Origin of the sequence: Escherichia sp. Lx600-2, from assembly GCF_036662595.1 — a bacterium.
Classification (GTDB): domain Bacteria; phylum Pseudomonadota; class Gammaproteobacteria; order Enterobacterales; family Enterobacteriaceae; genus Escherichia; species Escherichia coli.
Genome location: NZ_JAYQWM010000242.1, coordinates 1 through 1001 on the forward strand (window position 1 = coordinate 1; position 1001 = coordinate 1001).

General features: G+C 50.0%; 2 rRNA genes. Both read left to right on the forward strand.

From position 1 onward, the window contains the following. Positions 1 to 434 (forward strand): 23S ribosomal RNA (locus OQV04_RS24780); the annotation flags it as partial. A 146-nt stretch (positions 435 to 580) separates the two neighbouring features. Further along, positions 581 to 696 (forward strand): 5S ribosomal RNA (gene rrf, locus OQV04_RS24785). Positions 697 to 1001 lie beyond the last annotated feature (305 nt).

The following is a 1001-nucleotide window of genomic DNA, read 5'->3' on the forward strand; positions in this document are numbered from 1 at the left end:
AGTTCATATCGACGGCGGTGTTTGGCACCTCGATGTCGGCTCATCACATCCTGGGGCTGAAGTAGGTCCCAAGGGTACGGCTGTTCGCCGTTTAAAGTGGTACGCGAGCTGGGTTTAGAACGTCGTGAGACAGTTCGGTCCCTATCTGCCGTGGGCGTTGGAAGATTGAAAGGGGCTGCTCCTAGTACGAGAGGACCGGAGTGGACGCACCACTGGTGTTCGGGTTGTCATGCCAATGGCATTGCCCGGTAGCTAAGTGCGGAAGAGATAACCGCTGAAAGCATCTAAGCGGGAAACTTGCCTTGAGATGAGTCTTCCCTGACCCTTTAAGGGTCCTAAAGGAACGTTTAAGACTAAGACGTTGATAGGTTGGGTGTGTAAGCATAGCGATATGTTGAGCTAACCAATACTAATGAACCGTGAGGCTTAACCTGACAACACCGAAGGTGTTTTAGAGATTGAGAGATGACGTTGATTCAATAAGCGTGAGAAGCCGAGAGGCGAGGGACACAGCAGCTTGTTCAAGATTGCAGTTCTGGTTTAGTGACGAAATGTGCTAAACGGGAACGAACCGAATTTGTCTGGCGGCAATAGCGCGGTGGTCCCACCTGACCCCATGCCGAACTCAGCAGTGAAACGCCGTAGCGCCGATGGTAGTGTGGGGTCTCCCCATGTGAGAGTAGGGAACTGCCAGACATTAAATTAGTGAGAAAGCCACCCAATGGGTGGCTTTTTTGCGTTTGGGGGTTAGGTGATGAGGCGTGGCAGTGTGGAGCGAAGAGTGAGGTGTTCAGTCTCAGGGCGACTCTGATTGTGAGGGCTCTGCCTAGGGGAATGAGGCATTGAGACCACTGCATATTTTATTATCCTGTAGGCTAACTTCTAACTTCTAACTTCTAACTTCTAACTTCTAACTTCTAACTTCTAACTGCTAACTGCTAACTGCTAACTGCTAACTGCTAACTGCTAACTGCTAACTGCTAACTGCTAACTGCTAACTG